Raw genomic sequence first — 17,937 nt, 5'->3', positions numbered from 1 at the left:
TGGAGAAACCATCGCCATAAACGATATTTGAGTCAATTCACACAAAAACCTCTTCTAAACTTGTTGTTCAGAAGAGGTTTGTCTGCAGTCTGAAATAATCACCACCCTTAGGATAAGCGGTGGTGATTATTATTCTTAATCTGATTCACATTAGAATGATGAAGAGATTTTAGATGTTTTCATTTGGATTAGATATCCCACACACTCGAATTCGCAACCACAAAATCCCTGAGCGAACGCGGAGCACGACCCGTCACCCGTTCTACCGTATCCGTAACCCGATCTTCCAAGCCATTCCTAATTCCTTCCTCCATACCAGCCAAAATCGAAGCATAATCCTCCGGCATACCAACTCCGACCATCATATCCCGGAGTTTCTCTGTAGAAATATCCACATGTTTGATTTCTCGTGCCACAATAGATCCGATTATATCTGCCACCTCCGAGTAGCTAAGCGCCTCCGGACCCGTAATCACATGACTCGTATTATGAGGCTTTTTATCAGTCAAGGAACACACAGCAACCTCAGCGATATCATCAGCGTCCACAAACCCAACTCGAGCATTTCCTCCTGTAGCTGTAATCATAACTCCATCATGATTGATCATAGCAGCATGTGTCTGGATAAAATTCTGCATGAACCAAGAAGGATGTAAGATCGCCCACTCTGGAGCACGTTCACGTATCGCACGCTGTACCTTACCGAACACAGGACCATCATCCTCTAGCACTGCGGAAGAACTGAGCAGAACCACACGGCGCACTCCTGATTTGAGAGCCAGATCTAAGAAAGCCATCATCTGAGAAGTAGGATCAGCTACTAGAACCGGGGCCACTAGATATACCTTTTCAACATCCTCCAATGCTGGCCCATACGTAGTCTCATCATTCCAATCAAAGCGCACATGTTCGATTGAAGTGCCTTCTAAAGGAATAATCTTTCGGCTAGCGGTACGAACGGGATAACCAAGGTGAGTCAATCTTCTAGCTATACGCTCTCCCGTCTGACCAGTCCCTCCTGTTACAAGAATCATTTTTTGTTTTGTCGTCATCATAAAAATCAGCTCCTTTTCTTTTACAGCTTCTATTCTAGATCAAACAGTCCGATATGATTAAAAGAGAATGGAGCACTTGGTATGCTCCATTAACAATCTACTTTATTACCTTAGCATTTATAGATCGATCAGTCAATAAAGAATTTTGAGATCGGTAAGAAATCCCTAGATCACCTTGGTAAGTATTTCACAAAATCTCGGCATATTCGCAGTGCTAAGACTAGCAATACACATCCGACCGGTATCAAGAAGATAGACTCCATATGCATCTCGGAGCAAACCGATCTTTTCCTCTGATAGATTCAGACAAACAAACATCCCTTGCTGCTTCCGATAAGACAAAACTTGATCCGCTATCCCAATTCGATCTAACTCGGAGAAAAACGCACCACGGCGCCGATGAAGATCATTACACATCCCTGTAAGCTCTTGCTCCCAACGAGAAAAACGAACGGGATCATTTATAATATGACTCACAATAAAACTACCGTGTACCGGCGGCATCGAATAGGTGTTTCGAATCAAGCCTTTCACTGTTTTATGCCAATCTGCTCGTTTCGTTTCATCCTTAAAAACCAGTGTTAGCGCCCCAGTGCGTTCGTCATAAATGCCCATGTTTTTTGAGAATGAATTACACACCATGAACGTATCTAAACGCTCACTAAAGGGAACTAAAAACTCTGCATCCTGTTCGATGGAGTGAGCAAATCCTTGATACGCAAAGTCGAATAAAGGAATAAGCTCTCGTTCTGCACAAAACTCAGCTAGCATCCTCCACCCGGCTAGGTTAGGGTCCATTCCCGTTGGATTGTGGCAACAGGCGTGTAGCAACACAAAGTCGCCGGGTTGCGCAAACTGTAGATCCTCTAGCATGGTATCGATACACAACTCCTCTTGGTTAGCAGGTTGATAACGATAATGGCGAATGTGATCTACGTTACTATTTAAAAGCGCTGTATGATTTTCCCATGTAGGGGAGCTCAGCCAGATACTTGATGTGGGAGCATAGTATTTGATTAATTGCCCCGCTAGATATAAAGCGCCACTACACCCTATAGTTTGGATCACTTCTACATGATCCTCCAAACTATTTCCCGTAGAGGAGAAAAGCACCTTGCGAACGGCTTGATGAAATTCCGGTGCGCCAGCAAGATGAAAGGAGGCTTTATGGGTCTGGTTGCTTACACGGTAATACTCAGCATCTCGCACAGAATCCAGAATCGGGCAACATCCAGACTCATCCGTATAAACACCTACAGTCAAATTAAGCTTATCTGTGCGGGTGTCTTGATTATAACGTTCCAGTAGCTGCATAATGCTGTTTTTCGGCTTGGTTGGGATCATGCTTTTCTCCTCTTCCTTGGATCATATCTGTGGCGATCGCATCCGCATCAATCATGAAGTCGATCCATTTATGCGGCCGGCTACTTCCTGACTGCATGAACCAGCGTGTGTGCTCCGTTGGAATTCCCAGTACATATAGTCTGTCAGCGATCGTTTGATCCGCTCGAATCGGATGGAACGGGGATGCGGTGACGGAAACTCCACCCGTTTCAAAGACAGCATCCCTTTTCCGATTCACAAAAGGGGTATAAATCCCTTTTTCAAGGAGTGACTGGGTTAAGCTTGAGCGGTCTCGGGTAATGTCGGTGGTAGGAATTCGCCCATCAATCACTACTTTCACAGCGACCGTTGAGTCCTCTACGCTCGGGGAGGACATGTAAATACCACTTTCATGTTCGTTGGCAACTGGTTCAAACTTCACGGATGGGCCTATTACCGTCACAATCCCTGCTTTGATCAAGGCTTGTAGTTGAAGGACTCGAAAGGCAGGAGGTCCAGCAGAAAGAAATCCACTGACAGGCGAAAATCTTCTCAAAAACTCATTTTGATGGGAATGGGGATGTAGTCCACCAAAATCAACAAATACACGAATGACGGACCTCGAATTGCGGATCACATCCAATGCCGCCTTAATCGGCGAATCAACATTTCCACGCATCGCTTCTTCATAGTCAGCCGCAAGCAAGGAGGACAAGACTTCATTGAATGAATCTAGAGATGGGAATGTACATCCACGAAATGGATTGGCGAGTTTATAGAGATCAATCGTCATCGGATGGGAGAGTCCGAGTATATGAGCAAAGGTGCTAACTCCTTCTACAGAGTCTACTTGATGGATGATCACATACTCACGTAATTGACGGGCCTGATCCTCACCCTTCTCGTGGCGTAATTTCGTTTCAGCATAAACGAGACCAATTTCTGCTTCTAGTAGAGGGAGGACATCCCGGTCAAAGTGCACCTCTCCCTTTTGAATCATGCAAAAAGCTCGCTCACGAGTGAAGATCGCTGGATGGTACTCGTAATCAGATGGTTTTTGATTGAACCCTCGCGCTGGTACCGGCACCCCACTGCGACTGCCTACAAAGATACGTGGCTCACAGCCTGATGATTCATACCGCATCGAACCATCTTGCTCCGTAATAAATTCTCCACCGCGCCCCATCGTCAGCTCGGCTAATAGATCATAAAAAGTTAAACCCATCCCGATGATGCCTACATGTTGCTGAGGCCCTATTTCAGAGAGATTCATATCTGCTACTGAATCCCCTGACATAAACATGACATCCTCTGTACGAGCAGCATAATCATGAAGAGTCTTCTCAAATCCTTGTAGACGATTATTCGGGTGACCTGTTGCGAGTACCGTTCGATCCACTTCCAAGATTTCACTATTCAAAAAATACAGTAATTGGGTTCTGCATGTTTCCTCCAAACGTTCTACACGTGCAGAACGTTTACATAAAGTAACATGCGAAGGAAGAGAGCTTTCTACCGCCGATAAAACATATAATAAATACTCTCCATAATAAGCCCGAGGACCGTAACCACCGAATTGTTCGTAATCCTCACGGTACAATTGCCACCACTGGGCAAAGGAAGGACCATTTCCAGGACGTGCCTCTGTACCGTCCCATGGCCCAGAAAAAGCAGATATTTCTTGCGCAACCGTGTTCATGAGTAGATGAGGGGATTGTTCGGTAGACCAGACTCTACCAGTACCAACGTATCCATCATCTATTAAATAGATTTCAACGCTCTCTCTACTCTCTGACTCTATTAACCGAGCTACTAATCGTTCTAGAACGGACATCCCCCGCGGACCACTACCGATGATGGCAACTCTCATCGCACTTCAACTCGATTCAACGTAGTGGCCAAGTGTGGACTTCTCGCCGCTTCATAGGTATCAATGTTTCCCACATCTTCAAGGGTCAACGATATATCATCTAGGTTCAAAATATATTTCTTTTTAAAATGCAGGTCCATCATAGCAGGAGACGTCCCACCTTCAAAGCGAATCACTTCATTTTCCAGATCAATGTGAATAGCTGACTTAGGATTATCATGGAGCGCATCCCATAACGATTCAATGCCCTGCTCCGTTGTCTTGAGTGGGAGCAAATCATTGATAATGGCGTTTTTATAAAAAATATCACCAAAGCTCTGGGCAATCACAACCTGAAAGCCATAATCTTTTATCGCCCAAACGGCATACTCTCGTGAGGATCCCGTGGCAAACTCTCTCCCGGCAACCAGTATCGTAGCATCCGAATAGCGCGGATCATGTAATACAAAAGATGGATCCTGGCGCCAATTCCCAAACAATGATTCGCCATGACCAACCCGCTTCGGTTGATAACAAAAACGAGCAGGGATAATCTGATCTGTATCCACATTGTTTTGTACTAAAGGCATGCCATATCCTTGAATCCGTTCCCTTCCCACACTCTTCATCCTCCATTTCTATAAATCCGAAACCCGGCTAATTCTCCCTGTAATGGCACTAGCCGCCGCGATAGAAGGAGATGCAATATGCGTCATCGCTTCTGTACCTTGTCTGCCTTCGTAATTCCGATTACTAGTCGAAACAGAACGCTGCCCTTTTCTCATGCTGTCTTCATTTAGACCGCAACACATCGAACACCCCGGCAAATGGCGAAAATCAGCTCCAGCTTTTTGGAACACTTCATCCAACCCTTCCCGAATCGCAAGATCACGTACTTGTGTAGATCCGGGAACGATCACCATATGAACATCAGGATGAACCGATCGCCCATCCAAAATCCCCGCCACAATACGTAAATCTTCTATACGCCCATTTGTGCACGAACCCACAAATACTTTATTGATCGAGACATCATATAACGATTGCCCCGGCTGTAGATTCATATATTCTAATGCTCGTTTGGCCGCCTGTTTTTGACTCGGATCATCATAATCGGCACAGCTTGGGATCCGTTCATGAAAGCCAATGGTTTGAGATGGATTGGTACCCCATGTCACACTCTCTTGAATCGTGGCTCCATCGATCACGATTTCTTGGTCAAAAATAGCATCCGAATCACTCACATAGGTGCGCCATCTGTCGATTTCTTCTTCAGCAAGGGATTGTCCATTAGACTTGTACACCTTACGCAAATAATCGATCGTGGTCTCATCAACTCCTATAATCCCCGCACTCGCGCCTGCTTCTACTGACATGTTGCACAGAGTCATACGAGCTTCCATGCTAAGAGACTGGATCGCTGATCCTGCATATTCGATGACGTGGCCGATTCCACCACCAGTACCTAGATGGCGGATGATGGAAAGGGCCAAATCTTTAGAAGAAACATGCTCTGGCAAATGATTTTCGACAGTGACACGCATCGATTTAAACTTTTGAAATCGTAACGTTTGGGTTGCAAGCACGTGCTCCACTTGGCTTGTACCAATCCCAAACGCAAGAGCCGCAAACGCACCATGGGTTGTGGTATGTGAATCACAACAGACCAGTGTGGTTCCTGGAAGAACCAAGCCTTGTTCCGGCGCAATGACGTGGGTAATCCCTTGACCGGGTTCACCCAACTGAAATAAAGGAATATCAAACTCCGAGCAATTGCGACGCAATAAATCAACTTGCCGCCTGCGTACCTCGTCCGATTCCAATGTAGCCACAGAACGGGTTGGCGTATTATGATCTTCCGTCGCGATCGTTAAATCGGGTCTTCGTACCGTCCGATTGGTTTCTCGTAATCGATCAAATGCTTGCGGTGTATTGATCTCATGCAATAAATGCATATCAATATAGATTAAATCCTCTGTATCTCCTATCTGCTTCACACAGTGGGAGTCCCAGATTTTATGAAATAAAGTCTTAGCCAACACTGTCACCTTCTTTTGCAACAAGGTTTTTCTTCATAGGCTGAGCAGATTCAAAAATAAGCGGCAGAGCTAGAAGGGAAGCGATACCGACAAAAATCCACACGCCACTCCATGATGACATTTTTAATATAAATGGAATCATATACGGAATCACAAATGAGACCGCAAATACCGTTGCTCCCATCATCCCAAGTGCTCTACCTGCATAGCGAACACCCGCAGCTACCGCAATCTCCGTATATCCCACACCATGCCAAGCATTTCCGGCTAGTCCTGTAATGATGAGTAAGCCCACTACAAGGAATTCGTTTTGTCCAGAAAGCAAGCCGAGCAAGATCCCTGCTATTCCAGCAATGACAGAGATCCAGCGGAGCATGTTACGACGGTTTTGGTACTTATCCGTAATTCGCCCCGTAACGAGTCGCAAAACCCCGCCACCTAGTTGAATCGAGAAGGCAATAATCGAAACAACGAACAAGCTCATATGGTGTTGGTCTGTTAGAAATACCGAAGCAAAGGTAAGAATCGACATCTGTGGAAATGTTAATGCCGCACCAGCTAGTGCAATTTTCCAAACAGACATGCGCTTCAGTGGCGAAACCCCTTCACCAGATACATTTTGCGTGGATGCTTCGGGTATTTCAAGTTCAACCATCCAAATCCACACAACCAACGTTACGATGAGACTTAGGGCCGCGAGAGTAGAGAAGGCAAGCCCGAATCCGTAAGACGATGCGATAAAGGGAATCGTGATCGAACCAATCGCCGCACCAACAGGGATAGCTGTCTGGCGGATACTCATAGCAAAACCACGTTCATGATCCTGGAACCACGTCATGACCGCACGACCGGAGGAAGAGTTAATACTACCTCCTACAGCCCCTGCTAAAATTAATAATGATCCTAACGCTCGATAGTCCGTGATCCCTCCCGGGACAAAGCCATATGCAATAATCGCATACGTAGCGCCCATGGAGGCAAGCCCAATCATCAGAACCACTTTATCCCCCAGCTTATCGGTCAAGATTCCCCATACGATTTCAGAGATCCCGACACCTAGCCCCATACAACCGAGGACAAAGCCTAGCTCACCCATGGAAAGGTGATAATCACTACGCATAATCACTCCGGATAACGGAATACCAGCAAATCCGATTGCAAATACGATTTGTGCAAGAACACCAATGGATAAAATAAACCATCGATATCGTGTTGAAGAAGAATGTGTTGTTGTCATATTACTCTCCCTTTCACTCTTCGATCGGTTGGGGAGGCTTTTCCCAAATAATTAACGCCAAACAGCCTGCTTCACCACTGCGTGAGCTATGTCTACTGCCTGGTGTAAGTAGCATCATTTCATTCTTTTTAACGGAACCTTGACTCGTGATCATCTCGCCTTCCAACACATAAGCAAGCTCAAATCCGGTATGTAGGTGGGGAGGAGATTCTCCACCTGGTTCATAACGAATAATCGCAGCCCCTGTCCCGCCCGTTTGATCAGGACGGAATAACCAATGAACAGCTGATTTAGAACGTTCAATTGCTTGAAAAGGAGTAAAGGTAATTTCGGTTTCAGCTAGGACACCTGACTCGTTCTCTTGGAGAAGGGTCGGCAATGCCTGCATCAGATTTTTTAAGGTAGCTTCCATGTATCACACCTTGCACGATGCTACTTAGTAGCTCATGCTTTCCCTTCTTTTATTTTTGGTTTATCACTCACACAACCATATACACCATTCACCCAGTAGTCCTCATATGTATCCGCTACTGTATGGTCCCTAAATGTATATGTTTTTAACAGCCAACGCTTAGCCGTATCTTCTGGATTATTCACCTCAATGCGTTCACGATTATGAAGCCCAAATTGATTCGCAAAAACTAACAAATCCCCGTACTCCATGCGATGACGAACTTTTTGTGATTTGGTAATCGCATCCTTAAATGCAAGCAGTGCTTTATATGCCTCGATAGGCGCATCGGCTACCGGTTGCGTAAGCGTATCTTGAAAACAAATCATTCCGTCTTTCAAAATAGCATGTGTACTGGATTTCTCCCAATCCTTTACCTTTTCCTTCGTTAAATCATCCACCTCTGTGAAATACCAATCTTCACTTAGAATCTGAATCTGCTCTGGCGTTAGATGTCCCATCATATCTTGACCGTCTACGTATGTCGTATAAACCAGATCATTAGATGGACAACGCACACCTAGGAGGGTAATATAATCCGCCCTCACCGGGTGACTCGACCGGTCATTATGGAAAATCAAGTCGCCATCTGTAAACCCTGTACGTTTTCCCTTAAATCGATTAATACTAACTACATCCGTAAAGAAATCACCATTATTACGGCTTGCATAAGAGAGCAACGGGGTTTGGAGCAGATAAGCAAAAACACCTAAAAATGCTTCGCCCCGAAAGGTTTTCTTCAAACGATATTTATCATTTACCGGATCATCATGATTCAAATCAGGAATCTCCGAATCAATCGGACAATTCTTCAAAACATGGACATGGAGACCATTTGCTCGGTCCAAACGAATCCGTTCACATAACTCGGTAAAGAACGTGGGTAGAAGGCCGTTTTTTACGCTGTGAATCATAGTTTCTTCAAAACGAGAAGCATCTGTATAGGGTGAAATAGTAGAGAAGCTAGAAAGGGATGAGTTAAGCTCACTCAGTTGTTCATCTGTAAAAATATGATATGGTTTCACAGTTTTACGCCCTCCTCAAGGGTTAATTGTTCCAAACTATATACGTCCGCAAGCTTCTCAATGATGGTCATAGCACATTCATGGCTATGAGCGTCACTTGATGAGATGCAATCTACTAACGGTCTAACCGTATATCCTCGGTCATGTCCACTCATTACCGTGCCCAATACAACGAATTCCGTCGAAACTCCGCACAGATAGAGCGTATCAATTTCCATGGAACGTAAAACTGTTTCTAGATTCGTATTATAGAAAGGATCGATCCGATTTTTGGTAATAATCACTTCGCTTGGTAAAGGCCTAAGTTCCTCATGCACCTGCGTAGCCCATGTCCCTAGTAAAACCTGCTGCTTGCTTGGCACATGACGAAACAGTTTTGAACGTTCGCTCCATTCAGGATATCCTGGACTAAAACCAACGATCACGTAGATCACAGGGATATCGACCTTCCGACAGTACTCAATGGCCTGAGCAGTATGGGCAACGGTTCCCCGTTCCTGTGCCTGTTCATAAAAACCGTCTTTCCCTACGCTACCATCTTCATGAACCAAATCATTTATTAAATCAAGCACAAGCAATGCTTTCCTCATATGGCCCCCACCTCGGCTTTTTGAAGTTCTAATTCGTCCTTTAACTTTTGGGTAAAGGTAGTGAGATCATCACAAAAACTAGATTTATTAATAAATTTCTCGTATAGGTGATTAATCTCATCATCTGTAAACAGTACCCCTTGTTCCTTCAGTAGATGGCGAATAATCGTTCTCCCGGAATGGCGGGTTACCAACAACTGCCTTTCTCTACCTAACGTCACAGGCTTTACGTATTCGTAAGTGTCTGGATCATTTAACATGCCTTGCTGATGAATACCAGCTGCCGTGCTAAACACGTACTTACCAAATAAGGGCTGCATACGCGACTCTTCCAATTCAATGCATTCCTGTAACATGAGATATGTTGTATATAGCTTATCAAGCCGAATGCTCGTCGTAAGCCCATAATCATCTCCCTTGTAATAAAGGATTGCTGCGACTTGCTCTAGGGAAGTATTTCCTGCTCGCTCACCAATCCCGCCCAAGGTTGCTTGGATCTCGTCTGCTCCTGCTAAAATTCCCTCTAACGCATTTGCTACCCCAAGACCAAGATCATTATGGCAATGAGTGGACACCTTAATATCTGGGCCAACGATGCTACGGATAAATTGAATTAAGCTTCCAAATGAGGAAGGGGTAGCATATCCCGTTGTATCGGCGAGAATGATTTGGTTGGCTCCTGCCTCGATAGACACTCGAGTCATCGCTTCCATATAGTCATACTCAGCACGACTAGCATCTTCTATGCCTACCGCTATATTGGTAAGACCTTGTTGTTTTGCATACGTTACTGCTTCTCTTATTTCAGCAAGCCCTTGTTCACGCGTGATGTTTCGTTTATTTTTCAGATGCAAATCACTGCCTGTAGCTACTAACATCACCAGATGTCGATCGCTTACGCCTCCAGCTTCGATCGCGATTTGCACATCTTTAACTTGAGCACGTGAAAACGTGGCAAATGATGCCGTTTGTAGTTTTGCACTAATCATCTGCGTTGCTAAAAAATCAGCATGAGAGGATGCAGGGAAACCCGTCTCAATCGTATCTACTCCCGCCTCTTCTAGCATTAACGCTAGCTCTAATTTCTGATCTGGTGTCATAGCATTCCCAGGTGCTTGTTCTCCGTCTCTAAGCGTAGTATCAAGAAACGTAATCCGCTTTTTCACCCAATAACATCCCCCAATAAAAACATTTTTAAAAATAGAATAATATACATATTTTATAAAATGCAATTATTTTAGAAAATATGCACCCTAGCATTCCCATTCAAGCGTTAAGTCAGACACTCGTATATGGGGGCGTCCGATCTTACCCATATGGTAAATGGCATCACAGAATTAAACAATACTACATATGAGTTATTTCTACTTTTCTATATATTATCACTAGAGAAATCAGGGCTTTGTTGTGTGCCACTATAGACTTCAGACATGATTTTAATCAGAGCATTTGTTTTGGAGTGAACACCTAGTTTCGAATGGATATTTTGGATGTGTTTACGCACGGTATTATTAGACACACCCACTCTTAATGCAATTTCTTTGTAATTGTAGCCTGCAATCCATAAGACCGTTATCTCCTTTTCCCGATGAGTTAGTCCAAAAGAGATAATCGTAGTATGTATTTTCTCTTGTAAAGAGCCCGAAATATTCAAAACCAAACCCCTCCCATACCTTTTCACAATCGGAATTTATGAATACAATTCATTTCATTCTATGAAATAAAAATACTTTTACATTATATCATAGACAAACAAAAAACCCCCTAGCCTAAAAAGACAGGAGATTTTTCACTTATTTCTGCTCTGTATTCGTTGTATGAGAAGAATTCGTTGTCGTTGGTTGTGTTTGTACAGGCGCTGAAGTCTCAGAGGACCCCGACACCTCAGGTTTCTTCTCCTCATCTAACATCCCACTCGTTGCCTTCTTAAATTCACGAATTCCTTTACCAATTGATTTTCCTAGCTCAGGAAGCTTCTTAGGCCCAAACAGTAGTAATGCCGCTACAAAGATGAGAACCCATTCTAAACCAGAAATATTCATCAACAGTCCCTCCTTTTCTCGAGACTAGTCATCATCGCACCTAATTATACACGAGACTAATTTGTTTTCCTTCTCTTATTTATAAACCATTTAATACCAAAGTATAGACCAAGTATAATCACGATTGCAATCATCGCCGTCTGTACATAAGGTCCTGCTACTTCCTTGATCTTCTCTTGATTATCCCCAAGCTTGTAACCTAAGTAGAGGAAAAAAATCGACCACGGAATAGCTGCAAGGGTTGTCAAAATCGTAAAACGCTTCCAAGACATCTTCGCAATTCCCGCTGGAATCGAGATCGCATGCCGGACAACCGGAATAAATCGTGCTCCAAATATCACTCCAGCACCATACTTCTCAAACCATCTCTCTGCTAGATCAAGATGCGAAGGTTTGATCAGCACATATTTTCCGTATTTCTCGATTAATGGACGACCACCGTAGTATCCAGCCCAATATAAAAATAATTGTGCCAGCACACCGCCCACGACACCTGCTATAAGCGCACCAATTGGTTCCACTTTCCCAATTGAAATCAGATAACCACCGTAGGCAAGAACAATTTCACTAGGGATCACTTCAACCATGAGTCCAAGTGCAATGCCAAAGTAGCCAAGCCCTGCTAGCCACTCTAAGAAAGAATGAATAATTTCTGCCATGTTTGCCCTACCTTCGTATACCAGTTTACCTCATCGTATCAATCTATTATCTAGTAAGTCTAGTTCCATAGTCTGATTGTCACACAAATATGCGATTCATGTGAAAAAGATTCTAACAAAATGCATAAAGTCCTCTTCTTTACATAGCTAGAGGTTGGTCCAGAAACTCAGACCAACCTCTATTCGCGTCCTCTATCTCATTTAACCAGCTAGTTTCTTTTCTAGTTGGCGACTTAATAGAGATAAACTATAGTTCACCACAAAGTAAATCACTGCTACCAGTAATAGAATTGGGATCGTAGCATTTACATAGCTTGGGTTAGAGTAAATAAGCTTTGCTTCATGTAGTAATTCAGGCAATGTAATCGCTGCGGCAAGCGATGTATCCTTAATCAAGGTAACAAATTGTCCCACAAGCGGTGGAATCATCCGCTTGAGTGCTTGCGGCAAGATAATGTGAATAAGTGTTTGGATATAACTCATCCCTTGAGCGCGGGCCGCTTCAATCTGACCGATTGGAACCGAGTTTAATCCACTTCGGACAATCTCGGCGATAAGCGCGGATGTAAAGACCGTCATCCCGAAGATCACAATCATCACAAGGGAATCCAATTTATCTAATAGCGTGTTAAATGCAAAGAAGATCACAACTAGCAATGGGATATTCCGTACAATTTCAATATACAAAGTAGCAAGTTGTGAAAGAACAGGTAATTTTGAATATCGTAAAATCCCTAGAACAATCCCGATGATAAAGCTTAAGATAATGGCTATAACGGCAACCTCTAGAGTTACCCACAACCCTTTCATTAAAATTCCCCAAGTATTCCCCTCGAGAAGTTTACTAAAATCCATCTGGTTCGCCTCCTAACGTGTACCTTGTTTCGCCCAACGACGCTCTAGCAAGTTTACCCCTTGCGATAACGGAATCGTAATAATGAGATAGAGTGCCGCTACAAAGATCTCTACAGAAAACGGATCATATTCGGCAATCGCTTGCTCACCCACATACAAGATATCTTGAGCGGCGATAACAGAAAGAATCGATGAGTTCTTAACTAAATTGATAAATTGGTTACACATAGGGGGAATAACCAATTTAAATGCCTGAGGCAATACGACATAGAACATGGTCTGCAAAAAGCTTAAGCCAGATGCCCGAGCCGCCTCCGTTTGACCATGTGGCACAGTTTGAATTCCTGCACGGATAATCTCGGCAATAAAGGCCGCCGTATAAATCGAAAGGGCCAACGCACCGATCCAAAACTCAGTTAATTTATAGCCAATAGAAGCAAGGCCGAAGTAGAAGAAAAAGACTTGTACCATCAAAGGAGTATTTCGGAAAAATTCTACATACGAAGTCCCAAAAGCTCGTAATGCTTTATTACTGGATATTCGAAAGATCGCGATAATCGTCCCGATAATGAGACTCAAGATAAGTGCCGCCATACTTACTTTTAGAGTTAGAAAAAAACCATCGATAAATTCAGTTCTATATTCTTGAATAAATCCAAAATCCCAATTCATATCGCTAAGCTCCTTTACTCATGAAAAAAGAAGGATGGTGCCAAATAGCTCATCCATCCCTCTCCTTTACTAAAATGGTATGAAATTAGCCCTCAACACCTGGTTGCAGTTCAAGTACTGCATCTTTCGGCAGATCTTTTGGTGCATCCTGTCCAAACCACTTCTTGTATAACTGATTGTATGTTCCATCTTGCATCGTCGCATCTAAAAACTTATTCATCGCTTCCAATAAGTCTTTGTTCTTTTTATCAACTGCAACACCGTAAGGCTCTTTACTAAAACGGTTTCCGATTACTTCATAATTTGGATCTTGCTTGGCCATACCCGCTAAGATTCCATCGTCTGTCGTAACCGCATCGATGATTCCACTACGAAGTGCCTGAAATGCTTCCGCATAGTTGCTGTACTCTTTTACAACCGCATCTTTATTGATTGCTTTCAAGTTTTTACCACTTACTGCGCCCTTAGCGGTACCTACTTGTTTTCCATTTAGATCTTTTACATCTTTGATCGGGCTACCTTTTTTCACTAATAGCGCCTGCCCTGCGAGGAAATAAACGCGAGAGAAGTCAGCCGTTTCTTTTCTCTTAGGCGTAATGGTCATCGTTGCCGCAATTACATCGATCTCACCTGATGTCAGCATTTTTTCACGTGTTTTAGAAGTAACTTCCTTCAGTTCAAGCATGTTTACATCGCCAAAAGTACGCTTCGTAAACTCCTTCATCAAGTCTACTTCAAAGCCTTTCACTGTCTGATCGGCAGGATCTTTGAAACCAAATAAATTCGAATCGAATTTTACACCAGCAATAAACTTGCCTCTCTTTTCGATCTTTTCTTTAAATCCAACACCTTTTGCATCCGTAGCAGTACCTTTGTCACTACTACAAGCAGCTAACGAGACAGCGGTAACAATCGATAGGGCCACGATAGCCCATTTTTTCAATCTCATTCCATTCGCCTCCAATTTTAGTGTTTTAGAATACGAGACAAGAAAAGCTTGGTACGTTCATTTTTTGGATTGTTGAAAAACACATCTGGTTCCGCAGCCTCTAGAATTTTTCCTTCATCCATAAAAATGATTCGATCTGCCACTTCTCTTGCAAAGCCCATCTCATGCGTTACAACAACCATCGTCATGCCTTCCTTAGCTAACGTTCTCATGACGTCTAACACTTCGCCAATCATCTCTGGATCTAAAGCCGAAGTAGGTTCATCAAACAACATAATCTGTGGCTTCATCGCGAGTCCTCTAGCAATCGCCACCCTTTGTTGTTGCCCGCCTGATAATTGATTCGGGTAGGAGCCGGCCTTTTCCGGAATTCCTACTTTTTCTAAATATTCAAGGGCCAATTTCTTAGCCTGCTCGCGTTCCAGTTTACGAACCTTTGTCGGTGCTAGTGTAATGTTTTCAAGAGCTGTCTTATGAGGATATAAATTAAAGTGCTGGAATACCATTCCAATCTCTTGACGTAATTGGTTGATATTCGTCTTGCGATCATTCACTTTGACACCGTTTACAACTAACTCGCCTTTTGTAATCGTTTCCAATCGATTGATGCATCGTAGAAGGGTACTTTTACCCGACCCTGAAGGACCCAAGATGACCACAACTTCGCCCTGCTTAATTTCTAAGTCTATCTCTTGGAGAACATGAAAATTTCCATACCACTTATTTACTTTCGAAAAACTGATTATCTTAACCACTCCCTAAGCTATTCCAATCAACGAGTACTTACAAACTTCCTACAAGAAAACCTAAGATCGTTAGGCCAGCTCCTCATCGTATGTAGTAGAAAGTGACACATAAATCTCAGTATTAATCAAACTTCAAATTTTCAACTAACATTTTATAGTAAATATATGATGAACGCCGTAACATGTCAAGGATTCTATTGCATAACAGAATAAATTACTCTATAACAATGAAAAAAATCGAGTGGATGAGGGAGATAGTTCGGCTTTTTTCTAATCAGTTTAGTAATGGGGAGGGAAAGGAGGGTCGGTTAAAATTGATGAACGTAAATGGAATGCAAGTACAGGTATGTACACCTTTCATCTTCGATCCCACAATCACTGCTGGTTAATCAATAAGTGGTCATGGCATAGGAATCATGTACATCTTTCACCTTCGATCCACAACTACACTGTTGATTACTCAATAAGTGGTCATGGGATAGGGGTATATGTGTTTGCTCTCAGCGATGTTAGTGAGCCTACTTAGCGTAGTTGTTCGCAGCTAGGGCGTTTTGTGGCAAATGTTTGAGCGGTTTTTGCGAGTTTTTGCCACTTGCCCGTAGTGGAGAACGACGGAGCGGACTTTCTTTTCACATCTTCGCAGGCTCACTATTTGAGCTGTGAGCAGACACATATACCCCGAGCCATCTATCATCTATTAGACTAATCAACAAAAACCTCCTCCAGCCAACCAGCATACAAAAAACCTCTAGCAAACAATCACTAGAGGTTTAACCAATCAATACCCTATTCATCTAACTCCTTACAAAGCTTCCGAAACCATTTTCGCCTGTGTAAAGAGCAACAAGTAGTCACGTCCACCTGCTTTGGAGTCTGTACCAGACATGTTAAATCCGCCGAATGGATGAACCCCTACAAGAGCTCCTGTACACTTACGGTTAAAGTATAGATTCCCTACATGAAACTCTTCACGAGCTTTTTCTAAGTTCGCACGGCTTCTTGTAAGCACTGCACCTGTTAAACCGTAGTCTGTGTTGTTTGCAATTTCAAGCGCATGATCGAAATCGTTTGCTTTATGGAATGCAACAACGGGTCCAAAGATTTCTTCTTGAGATATACGAGCTTGTGGGTCCACATCTGCAAATACAGTTGGTTGGATGTAGTATCCATTACCTTCTGCTTTGCCGCCGCCTGCCATAAGACGACCTTCTTGCTTCCCAATCTCAATGTATTCCAAGATTTTATTATACGCTTTATCATCTACTACTGGACCTAGATCAACTCCGAGGTCAGTGGTATTCCCTACTTTTAGTTCCTTCGCTTTCGCTACAACACCTTCAAGAACTTGATCATAAACGTCTTGATGGATAATCGCACGAGAACATGCAGAGCATTTTTGTCCAGCAAAGCTAAATGCTGCTTTCACGATGGAATCAACCGCGAGATCTAAATCTGCATCGTTGTTTACGACGATTGCATCTTTACCGCCCATCTCTGCAACCACACGTTTAATCCATTTTTGGCCTGGTACCGTTTTCGCCGCAAGTTCGTTAATACGAAGACCAACTGCACGAGAACCAGTGAAGGAGATGAAACGAGTTTTCGGATGTGTCACCAAGTACTCGCCCACTTCAGCGCCTGGGCCTGGTAGGTAGCTAACTACGCCTGATGGACAGCCAGCTTCTTCGAGGATCTCCATAAATTTAGCCGCAATCACGTTCGTTGGGCTTGCTGGTTTTAGGACAACCGTATTACCTGATACGATCGCCGCTGTGGTCATTCCGACTGTAATCGCAAGTGGGAAGTTCCAAGGCGGGATCACTACACCTACGCCAAGAGGGATATAAGTAAGCTCATTATCTTCACCCGGGATGCGTGTTAACGGTTGGCTTTCGCTAATGCGAATCATTTCACGGCCATAGAACTCCATAAAATCGATTGCTTCTGCTGTATCCGCATCCGCCTCTGCCCAACTTTTTCCTGCTTCTAATACCATCCATGCTGAAAACTCATGTTTTCTACGACGCATGATAGCTGATGTTTTAAATAAAATGCGAGCGCGTGCCGCTGGGCTATATTTTTTCCAAGTATCGAAAGTGGATAAAGCTACTTGCATTGCTTTTTCAGCTAACTCTACGTTTGCTTCATAAGCCACGCCGACTACTTGATCTAGATTAGATGGGTTAAGCGATTTCATAGTACGATCTGTTTTAATACGCTCGTCCCCAATAATAATTTCATATTCTTTACCAAGCTCACTTTGTACTTTATCAAGTGCAGCTTGAAATGCTTTGTAATTTTCTTCCTTCGAGAAGTCTGTGAAAGGTTCATTGCGGTATTCTTGTAACATGAATATTATCCCCCTCAAAAAATCATATTTGCCCCTTTGTCATTGTAACGTAGGTAACAAAGGCATGCAATCGTTTCCATTGATAAGATTTACCA

General features: G+C 43.4%; 18 protein-coding genes. All 18 read right to left on the bottom strand.

The window, feature by feature from the left end; all coding sequences use genetic code 11:
* Nucleotides 1-188: 188 nt before the first annotated feature.
* Nucleotides 189-1,055 (bottom strand): ergot alkaloid biosynthesis protein, encoded by an 867-nt coding sequence (locus tag EDD57_RS08435; RefSeq protein ID WP_243649497.1) that lies wholly within the window; start codon nt 1,053-1,055, stop codon nt 189-191.
* Between the two features lie 165 nt (nt 1,056-1,220).
* Nucleotides 1,221-2,399 carry an aromatic amino acid transaminase gene (locus EDD57_RS08430; RefSeq protein WP_131849014.1) on the bottom strand — a complete coding sequence of 393 codons (1,179 nt, stop codon included), beginning with the start codon at nt 2,397-2,399 and terminating at the stop codon, nt 1,221-1,223.
* Entirely contained in the window at nt 2,347-4,248 is a 1,902-nt protein-coding gene (locus tag EDD57_RS08425) for an FAD/NAD(P)-binding protein (protein WP_131849013.1), read from the bottom strand. Before EDD57_RS08425 ends, EDD57_RS08430 begins: the two co-directional genes overlap by 53 nt.
* On the bottom strand, nt 4,245-4,847 hold the full coding sequence (gene leuD, locus EDD57_RS08420) for a 3-isopropylmalate dehydratase small subunit (protein WP_165873725.1): 603 nt from the start codon (nt 4,845-4,847) through the stop codon (nt 4,245-4,247). Before leuD ends, EDD57_RS08425 begins: the two co-directional genes overlap by 4 nt.
* 18 nt (nt 4,848-4,865) lie before the next feature.
* Nucleotides 4,866-6,266: a 3-isopropylmalate dehydratase large subunit gene (gene leuC / locus EDD57_RS08415; protein WP_131849011.1), complete on the bottom strand. Its 1,401-nt coding sequence runs from the start codon at nt 6,264-6,266 to the stop codon at nt 4,866-4,868.
* Nucleotides 6,259-7,503, bottom strand: coding sequence for an MFS transporter (locus EDD57_RS08410; protein WP_131849010.1), 1,245 nt, complete (start codon nt 7,501-7,503; stop codon nt 6,259-6,261). The genes leuC and EDD57_RS08410 overlap by 8 nt, the downstream gene beginning before the upstream one ends.
* A 13-nt stretch (nt 7,504-7,516) precedes the next feature.
* Nucleotides 7,517-7,915: a cupin domain-containing protein gene (locus EDD57_RS08405; RefSeq protein WP_131849009.1), complete on the bottom strand. Its 399-nt coding sequence runs from the start codon at nt 7,913-7,915 to the stop codon at nt 7,517-7,519.
* Between the two features lie 32 nt (nt 7,916-7,947).
* Nucleotides 7,948-8,979 carry a TauD/TfdA family dioxygenase gene (locus EDD57_RS08400; protein ID WP_207896812.1) on the bottom strand — a complete coding sequence of 344 codons (1,032 nt, stop codon included), beginning with the start codon at nt 8,977-8,979 and terminating at the stop codon, nt 7,948-7,950.
* Nucleotides 8,976-9,569: a cysteine hydrolase family protein gene (locus tag EDD57_RS08395; RefSeq protein ID WP_131849008.1), complete on the bottom strand. Its 594-nt coding sequence runs from the start codon at nt 9,567-9,569 to the stop codon at nt 8,976-8,978. Before EDD57_RS08395 ends, EDD57_RS08400 begins: the two co-directional genes overlap by 4 nt.
* The gene (locus EDD57_RS08390) at nt 9,566-10,735 is read right to left on the bottom strand and encodes a LeuA family protein (RefSeq protein ID WP_165873724.1); all 1,170 of its coding nucleotides are present in this window, start codon (nt 10,733-10,735) and stop codon (nt 9,566-9,568) included. The genes EDD57_RS08395 and EDD57_RS08390 overlap by 4 nt, the downstream gene beginning before the upstream one ends.
* Before the next feature lie 206 nt (nt 10,736-10,941).
* Nucleotides 10,942-11,223, bottom strand: coding sequence for a helix-turn-helix transcriptional regulator (locus EDD57_RS08385; protein ID WP_165873723.1), 282 nt, complete (start codon nt 11,221-11,223; stop codon nt 10,942-10,944).
* Nucleotides 11,224-11,362: 139 nt separating this feature from the next.
* Nucleotides 11,363-11,611, bottom strand: coding sequence for a twin-arginine translocase TatA/TatE family subunit (locus tag EDD57_RS08380; protein ID WP_131849005.1), 249 nt, complete (start codon nt 11,609-11,611; stop codon nt 11,363-11,365).
* Nucleotides 11,612-11,667: 56 nt separating this feature from the next.
* Nucleotides 11,668-12,270, bottom strand: a complete 603-nt coding sequence (gene uptA / locus EDD57_RS08375; protein ID WP_131849004.1) for an undecaprenyl phosphate transporter UptA — start codon at nt 12,268-12,270, stop codon at nt 11,668-11,670.
* A 201-nt stretch (nt 12,271-12,471) separates the two neighbouring features.
* Complete coding sequence (locus EDD57_RS08370; RefSeq protein WP_131849003.1) at nt 12,472-13,125, bottom strand: amino acid ABC transporter permease; 654 nt, start codon at nt 13,123-13,125, stop codon at nt 12,472-12,474.
* Nucleotides 13,126-13,137: 12 nt separating this feature from the next.
* Nucleotides 13,138-13,797 (bottom strand): amino acid ABC transporter permease, encoded by a 660-nt coding sequence (locus EDD57_RS08365; RefSeq protein ID WP_131849002.1) that lies wholly within the window; start codon nt 13,795-13,797, stop codon nt 13,138-13,140.
* An 85-nt stretch (nt 13,798-13,882) separates the two neighbouring features.
* Complete coding sequence (locus EDD57_RS08360; protein WP_131849001.1) at nt 13,883-14,746, bottom strand: transporter substrate-binding domain-containing protein; 864 nt, start codon at nt 14,744-14,746, stop codon at nt 13,883-13,885.
* A gap of 17 nt (nt 14,747-14,763) precedes the next feature.
* Nucleotides 14,764-15,492: an amino acid ABC transporter ATP-binding protein gene (locus EDD57_RS08355; RefSeq protein ID WP_131849019.1), complete on the bottom strand. Its 729-nt coding sequence runs from the start codon at nt 15,490-15,492 to the stop codon at nt 14,764-14,766.
* Between the two features lie 802 nt (nt 15,493-16,294).
* Complete coding sequence (gene pruA / locus EDD57_RS08350; RefSeq protein WP_131849000.1) at nt 16,295-17,842, bottom strand: L-glutamate gamma-semialdehyde dehydrogenase; 1,548 nt, start codon at nt 17,840-17,842, stop codon at nt 16,295-16,297.
* Nucleotides 17,843-17,937: the final 95 nt, after the last annotated feature.

This window comes from Baia soyae, assembly GCF_004341445.1.
GTDB classification, from domain to species: Bacteria; Bacillota; Bacilli; order Thermoactinomycetales; family Thermoactinomycetaceae; genus Baia; species Baia soyae.
This window is presented reverse-complemented; position numbering and strand designations above follow the sequence as displayed.